Raw genomic sequence first — 7,767 nt, 5'->3', positions numbered from 1 at the left:
TATTGCAAAGCTTTCGATGCGACATTTCGTTTAATAATGGTTGGAAGCGATAAAGCATGGAAAACTTAAACTTCTCGCGCTACGCGATACACAATTCTAAATACTAAGTACTACATACTACAATCTATTTTCACTTCCCACTACCAATCGAGCGAACGATAGGCCTGATCTACAAAGAACGATTAACGGCACTTTTACGTTTCATCAAGCGATGATATCAGCGGAGCGCTGCCGTGGCCTTATGGGGGAGGGAAGGCATTAGATTATTTGCCAAAATCCATTCTTAAGGGGATTTTGGGATGTCATCTAGCCTGATAGGCAGCCTTCCGCTGCGGGTTGGGTTGTGGGGAATATCGCCTCGATGAAACAAAGATTTTTTGCTTACTTTTTCATCTGAAAAAGTATGGCCCCGTCCCGGCTAGGGACAAGCGATCTGCCGTATGCCGCGGCAGGGCAAATACTTTTGAAGGGATAAAGTTTTGCATTGTAAACAGTTTGTCCATCTCACATCCTTTCCGTCCTTAGCCAGGACATGGCGTTCCTTTTGTAGGGCAAAAGGAACCAAAACCCCGTCGCTTGAAACCTTTGCAGGGGAGGTTTGTGCAATGGCAAATGACTACATATTGCAAAGCTTTCGAGGCGACATTTCGTTTAATAATGGTTGGAAGCGATAATGTAAGCGGAACCTAAAAGTCTCGCATTACTCAATACTCAATACGCAATACTCTTTCAAATGCGACATTTCGTTTAATAATAGTTGGAAGCGATAAGGTAAGCGGAACCTAAAAGTCTCGCATTACTCAATACGCATTACGCACTACTCCTTATCTAAGAACGATATCATTTGATCTAGGGCGATTCTAGATTCCTTCATGACTGGTAGTAGCGGCCAAATATGCGGCATGCCATCCCCTGTTATCAGTTTGTAGTCTACTCGAGCGCTTTTCATCTTATCAACCAGCAGTTTTTGGTCGGGGTAGGTGATGTCATGTGTAGCGAGGAGCAGCAGGGTTTCTGGGAATCCCTCGAAGCTGCCATAGAGTGGAGAAAGGTTAAGATCTTTTAGATCATGCTCGACTGCCACCATTTTTTTCGCGCTCAAAACGCCGCTTTTGGATAACATGACGTCGGTGCGTTCCACTACATCAATCTCAGGGTTTGTGAATGTCGCATCAGCGACGGGTGAGATCAATACCAGTTTTTTTGGTATTGGAACGTTTCGCGATAGCAATCGCTGTATCAAAGCGATGCTCAGCGTAGCACCGGCAGAGTCACCTGCAATCGCTATAGCCGCCGGATCAAAACGCGTTAATGCAAGCTTATAAACTTCATCGACATTCTTCGAAATTTCATCAATCTGACTTTCTGGAGCTCTTGGATATCGGCATGCCCAGATTGTCATATTTGTCGCCTTTCCTATCTTCTTTAGGCTGTCCCAATGATGCTTCGCTGGGCCTGAAACAAACGCACCTCCATGCAAATAAATCAATAGACTGTTCTCACTTGGATGGCTGGGTGAAATCTCGACTATTTTAGTCTTTAATACACTTGATATTTGAATTTGACTCCGTTTGAAGAGAAGCTTTGAAGGGGCCAAAACATCGGATTTCCGTAGTTTCAAGTAATCTATGGGCGATTTACTGAATATAGGCTTAAGCCCTTTTAATTTAAGGACCAATAACACCAAGTAATATCCGAAGCTCTTTTTCATTCTTTGAAAGATAAGGATTTTTCCGATGTGGTAGTAAGGTAGCGTTAAAGAAAGTAGAAGGGTTGGCTATAAAATTTCTATCTACATATTATTAAAAGCATATACATAATCCAAAGATATAATTGCTTCATTTGCGAGGCGTATGTTTCTGCGGTTACCGCTCACTTCATAAACGACCGTAAGGTGTTGCCCTTTTTTTTCGAGGCCCTTTCGTTGTAAGCGTACTTTATGTTCCTTCATAAATCCTTCGAATTCACCCAGGTGAGATACCGAAATATCTTGGAAAGTGACATGAATTGTTCGCACAAAGTAAATGTCAGCAAGAAGCCGCTCAATCCGCTGGAACAGAGAGAGAACGATAACCATAAGAGCAGTCAAAGAGAAGGCAAGTTTATATTCTTCAAAACCCACTACCATACCTACGCCAGCTATCGACCATATCACGGCTGCCGTCGTAAGACCTTGAATAGAGAATTTTCCCTGATAGATAACGCCTGCACCGAGAAAGCCTATACCAGTGACAATGTTTGCTGCGATACGGTCGTCTGAGATATTTCCCATGCGAGAAAGAAGCGTAAAAACAGTTGATCCGAAACAAATTAAAATAACTGTTCGAAATCCGGCCGATTTATTTTTGTACTCGCGTTCGAAGCCAACGATGGCCCCGCATAAGATAGAAAATAGGATGCTTTGCAAACGGGCATCCTCAAACCATTCAAGCATAGTGTAGATGTTTTTTTATATTGTAATTAGAATGATGTTTTATAAAAAATGTTTTACAAATGTGTAAAATCCGGTTGTCAAAACAAGCATCGTCTAGACTATTTCGAAAAGACTGCTGGGATGGGCATGCATGAGCCATGGACTTCAATCTTATCAACCTATCACATAAGATAGTTGTTTAAACTCGATTCTTGCCGAATCTCAATAAAATCCGGCTGCTTGCGCTCGAAACCTTCCGTTCATCTGTAGAATTGTTTTGATAAGTTTTCCACATTTTAAGATTGTTAAAATTTGTTAAATTCATAAATATTATGCGACTGTTTTGAAAATTTTGGAATCGAAACGGTTGAATCATTTCAAAGCTTTCAATATTGCGATTTTGAATGGTTACATCGATAGCGTTAATAAGGCTAAACAATTGTCCTTCTGTGTATTAAGTTTATGTTAAGTTTCCCAATTATCAACCGCTATTTCTAACTTTGCACTACTAATTCAGAACAACACAAATTTAGGATGAAAAAATCTCTACTTTTCTTTGCTTTAGTTCTCGCTAGCTACGGAACTATTCAGGCACAGGTAACCACTAGTAGTATGTCCGGCGTCGTAACGGAATCGACAGGGCACGCTACTGCGGGTGCAACAATCAAAGCTACACACGTTCCCTCTGGAACGAATTATTCGTCTTCAGCGAATGTAGCGGGCCGTTTTAACCTAGCCAACATGCGGGTGGGGGGACCATACCGCGTAGAAGTGACGTATATCGGACAAACTCCAGTTGTATACGAAGATATCTATTTGGAATTGGGGCAGCCCTTCATTTTAAATACGGTTTTTGGAGCAAATTCCATCATGATAGATGAGGTTGGTGTAAATGGAAGAAAAGATCCTTTGTTAAACAGCGACCGTACTGGTGCCACGACAACTGTTTCTAGATCACAGATCGAAAAGCTACCATCTATCAGTAGAAGTGTTAACGATTTAACACGGTTAACGCCGCAAGCAAGTAATCAGTCCATTGGCGGTGGAAATTTTCGTTCAAACAATTTCACGTTGGATGGAGCAAACTTCAATAACCAATTTGGTATTGGACAAAATATTCCTGCAAATGGATCGCCTATATCTCTTGATGCTATTGAGCAAATCAGTGTTAATATCACGCCATATGATGTAAGGCAGTCAGGTTTTACAGGTGCGGCTATAAATGCTGTTACAAGGTCAGGCCGTAACGACTTTTTCGGATCTGTTTTCTACAGTGGTCGCACGCAGAATCAACAAGGCTCACGTGTTAAAAACGCGACAGCAAATATCGTAGATTTTGAAGACAAATTTTATGGAGTAAGTGTAGGTGGTCCTATCATTAAAGACAAGCTTTTCTTTTTCGTAAATACAGAATTTAACAAAACGGTTAGACCCGGTCCTGATAAAGTAGCGTCTATTCCTGGCGTAAGAGACTTTGGATCCACTTCTTTCGTCGCTAGACCATCTGAAGATTTCTTAAATGGTGTGAGTTCTTATTTAAGAGATACCTATGGTTATGAAACTGGACCATATCAAGGCTATTCTAACGACGAAAATAACGACAAAATATTTGCCCGCTTAGATTGGAATATAGCCGATAATCACAAATTAAACTTCCGGTATTCACAAGTTCAAGCAAAAAGTCCGGTAGCGATTAGCTCATCCACTAGTGGAGCAAATATTCCATCAGGAGTTGTGTCGGGTAACAGAACAGGTATTAATGCATTACATTTCCAAAACTCAAACTATTTTCAAGAAAACAATCTGTATTCAGGTACATTAGAGTATATCGGGAAAATTGGAAATCTGAACCATAGCTTTAGAGCTTCCTTGGTAAATCAAAACGAGCCACGTAGCTCTGGGGGCGGAGAGTTTCCTTTAGTAGATATTATGGAAGGTAACCAAGTCATCACATCTTTTGGTTATGAGCCGTTCACCTACGGAAATTTACGTGATGTTAGGACTTATACATTTAATTATGATGCGAACTATGTATTAGGTCAACATAATCTTACAGGAGGTCTTCAGTTTGAGTCGAGTAATGTGAAAAATGGTTTTCAAAGATTCGGAACCGGATACTACCTTTTTGCTTCATGGAATGATTTCGTGAATAACGCTAGACCATTAAATTACGCACTAACCTACCCATTAACTGAGGATGGTTCACAAGCATTCCCAGGATTTAAATTCAACCAATATTCTTTCTTCTTGCAAGATGAATTCACGGTGAATTCAAGACTTAAATTTACGGCGGGTGTCCGTTTGGAGTTACCTACTTATCCGAATGTGAGTGAAATTCAAACGCATCCATTAGTCGCAGATCTTACATTTGCAAACGGTGAAAGAATAAATACAGGAAATTTGCCTAATGCAAGTTTGATGGTTTCTCCTAGGTTTGGTTTTAACTATGACGTTTTGGGAGATCGCTCACTACAACTTAGAGGAGGTTCAGGTATATTCACAGGACGTATTCCGTTTGTATGGATTGTTGCGCAATCGGGGGATGCAGGTATGTTACAATCAACAGTTACATCTAGCGGAGCAAATGCACCATTCTTCAGCCCAGATATTAGAGCAAATTACCCAGCAGTTTTGCCACAGGCAGGTACTAGTATACCGCAAAACATCTCTGCGATGGCCAACAACTTAAAATTTCCACAAACTTGGAAATCTAGCTTAGCTGTTGATTATAAGCTACCTTACGGACTTGTTGGTACGGTTGAAGGTATTTACAACAAAGATTTATATGCTATCGTAGCAAGAAATCCTAATTTTGTTGATCCACAAGCACTTAATATTGCTGGATACCCTGACAATCGGATGGTTTACCCGGCTGGAGCAAATCGGTTTATTCACAAGTTAAATAGGGACGGTTTAGTGGAGGCTGGTGCAACAGGTCAGTTTAACCCGACAGTTTTGGATAATGCTAAAGGAGGTCACTATTGGTCTTTAATGTTTCAGTTAACCAAGCAATTCTCTGATGGATTTTCTGGATCTTTGGCTTACGTAAGAAGCGGTGCACGAAGCTTTAATGACGGAGCAGGTAGTCAAATCGCTAACGTTTTCACAATACCGCCGCAATCATCTGGTAATCCGAATATGCACTCGTTATCTTATACAGATAATGTCATTCCAAATCGTTTAGTGGGTAGCGTATCATATACAGGTACTTGGATTGGGAAGTTGAATACAGGAATCACTTTATTCTACAGTGGTGGAGAACAAGGTCGTTATTCATTCATGTACGCGAACGACTTTAATGGCGACAACGCGCAGAACGATTTAATGTATATTCCTAGAGATGCATCTGAAATTGCTTTTGCACCGATTGCAGCAAATAACAATCATGCAGGTTTTTCAGCAGACCAACAGCGTGATAAGTTCTTTCAAATTGTTGAGGGAGATTCGTATTTAAGATCACGTAAAGGTCAGTATGCAGAACGCGCAGGAGCAGTTCTCCCTTGGAGAAACCAATTCGATTTACGTATTTCTCAGGAAATTCTAAAAAATGTTGGCGGACTGAATAATAAATTAGAGCTTTATTTGGATGTCTTTAACGTTGGTAACTTGATTAGTCCTAACTGGGGTACTTATGATATCGCCCGTAGTCAGTTTGTAGAGGTCGTTCAAACGCCTAACCCTACATCGACATCGGCACCTCAGTTCAGAATGGTATTGGATGGAAATGCCCTACCAGAAAGTTCTATTCGTACGAATGAAACTGTTGCTTCTACTTACTATATGCAGTTTGGTGTAAGATTAAGCTTCAACTAGTTTTTTTAGCAATCATTTTAAAATCGCCTCTTCCTGAGGCGATTTTTTTTGCGCCAAATTTTTCTAACCTGATAACTATATTCGTTCATTCAGCATCTAGTCCAGTCATACAGGACGTCGTATCGAGCGCTTCGCGATACTTATAGACCTGCTATCGCAGGAGCTGCTTATGCTATGCTTTCAAGCGACATAGCGTCGATAATGTTTGCAGGTAAAAGTTACGCCTTGTCCCGTGATAGGAGAGGGAGCAATAGGGGCGGGCGGGATGTCTGTCTTTCGAAAATTGAACACGTATAAATTTAGAGAAGGTGGAGGGATAACGAAGGAGTTATTATAATTATAAAAAAGCGTCTGTGCTTAGTTATCCTTGCAAAGACGCTTTCCGTCGGTATCTTGTGATGTATACGGATACCCTATTTAAAATTTTCCTGCTAAAAATTCGGTTTCAATAAATACTTATCGTAGAAACGGAAGATATGTTCTACGGCTTCTTCGGCTGTATCCACTAAACGGTATAGTTTCAAATCTTCTTCCGAGATGTAAGCGTTGCCTAACATCGTATTTTCTATCCAATCGAAAAGACCTTTCCAGTATTCGATACCAACGAGAACAATTGGAAAGCGCGCAATTTTACCCGTTTGAATAAGCGTGATGGATTCAAAAAGTTCGTCCATGGTGCCGAAGCCGCCCGGCATTACAATGTAGCCCTGCGAATACTTCATGAACATCACCTTGCGAACGAAGAAATAGTTAAATTCTAACAACTTATCGCGGTCGATATACTTGTTGTGAAACTGTTCGAACGGGAGTTCGATGTTCAATCCAACGGATTTTCCGCCAGCCTCGTAAGCACCCTTATTAGCGGCTTCCATGATGCCCGGGCCACCACCTGAAATGACGCCGTAACCTTTATTAGCTAGCAGGCGACTGATTTCCACAGTCATCTCGTAGTATTTATGTTCCGATTTGGTCCTCGCCGATCCGAATATCGAAACGCAAGGGCCAATTTTCGCCAGCTTCTCAAAGCCGTCTACAAATTCCGACATAATTTTAAATATCTGCCAGGAATCTTTAACCTTTATTTCTTGCCAAGTCTTGTTCGCAAATGAACTTCTGATTTTATCCTCTTTCGCCATATACATGTATTATGTTAACATTTCCAATATAGTAAAATTTGATGGAAAGTCATGTTTTGTGTTTTGTAAATGCATTGCCGCGGGACGCGGCAGATCTTTGGTCCTCTGCCCGGAAGGGGCCATACTTTTTCAGATGAAAAAGGTATGCAAAAAATCTTTGTTTCATCGAGGCGATCTTGCCCACAAGCGTATTGTGTATCGCGTAGTGCGAGAAGTTTAAGTTCCCCATGCCTTATCGCTTCTTCACATTATTAAACGACATGTCGCATTTGAAGGGGTATTGCGTATTGTGTATCGCGTAGTGAGAAGAGTTAGGTCTTCTCTGCTTTATTGCTTCCAACCCTTATTGAGCGAAATGTCGCCTCGAAAGCTTTGCAATATGTAATCATCTGCCACAGCACAAAC

General features: G+C 41.0%; 4 protein-coding genes. 1 reads left to right on the top strand and 3 read right to left on the bottom strand.

Annotation, left to right across the window (positions count from 1 at the left end; genetic code table 11):
• Window positions 1-817 precede the first annotated feature (817 nt).
• Both DI53_RS18500 and DI53_RS18495 read right to left on the bottom strand, forming a co-directional pair.
• Complete coding sequence (locus DI53_RS18500; RefSeq protein WP_037503435.1) at window positions 818-1,711, bottom strand: alpha/beta hydrolase; 894 nt, start codon at window positions 1,709-1,711, stop codon at window positions 818-820.
• Window positions 1,712-1,792: 81 nt separating this feature from the next.
• The gene (locus DI53_RS18495) at window positions 1,793-2,434 is read right to left on the bottom strand and encodes an MgtC/SapB family protein (protein ID WP_037503434.1); all 642 of its coding nucleotides are present in this window, start codon (window positions 2,432-2,434) and stop codon (window positions 1,793-1,795) included.
• A gap of 513 nt (window positions 2,435-2,947) precedes the next feature.
• On the opposite strand from DI53_RS18495, the gene DI53_RS18490 reads away from it, so the two are divergent.
• Window positions 2,948-6,226, top strand: a complete 3,279-nt coding sequence (locus DI53_RS18490) for a TonB-dependent receptor (RefSeq protein WP_037503433.1) — start codon at window positions 2,948-2,950, stop codon at window positions 6,224-6,226.
• A 431-nt stretch (window positions 6,227-6,657) separates the two neighbouring features.
• On the opposite strand, the gene DI53_RS18485 is transcribed toward DI53_RS18490, so the two are convergent.
• Window positions 6,658-7,362, bottom strand: coding sequence for an LOG family protein (locus DI53_RS18485; RefSeq protein ID WP_037503436.1), 705 nt, complete (start codon window positions 7,360-7,362; stop codon window positions 6,658-6,660).
• Between the last annotated feature and the right edge of the window lie 405 nt (window positions 7,363-7,767).

This window comes from Sphingobacterium deserti, from assembly GCF_000757725.1.
Lineage (GTDB): Bacteria > Bacteroidota > Bacteroidia > Sphingobacteriales > Sphingobacteriaceae > Sphingobacterium > Sphingobacterium deserti.
Note: the sequence above shows the minus strand (reverse complement) of the source record. Positions and strands in the feature narration are given on the sequence as shown.

Coding starts and splice junctions, on each gene's coding strand:
- DI53_RS18495 (WP_037503434.1), bottom strand. CDS start 2,434: ATGCTTGAATGGTTTGAGGATGCCCGTTTGCAAAGCATCCTATTTTCT.
- DI53_RS18485 (WP_037503436.1), bottom strand. CDS start 7,362: ATGGCGAAAGAGGATAAAATCAGAAGTTCATTTGCGAACAAGACTTGG.
- DI53_RS18490 (WP_037503433.1), top strand. CDS start 2,948: ATGAAAAAATCTCTACTTTTCTTTGCTTTAGTTCTCGCTAGCTACGGA.
- DI53_RS18500 (WP_037503435.1), bottom strand. CDS start 1,711: ATGAAAAAGAGCTTCGGATATTACTTGGTGTTATTGGTCCTTAAATTA.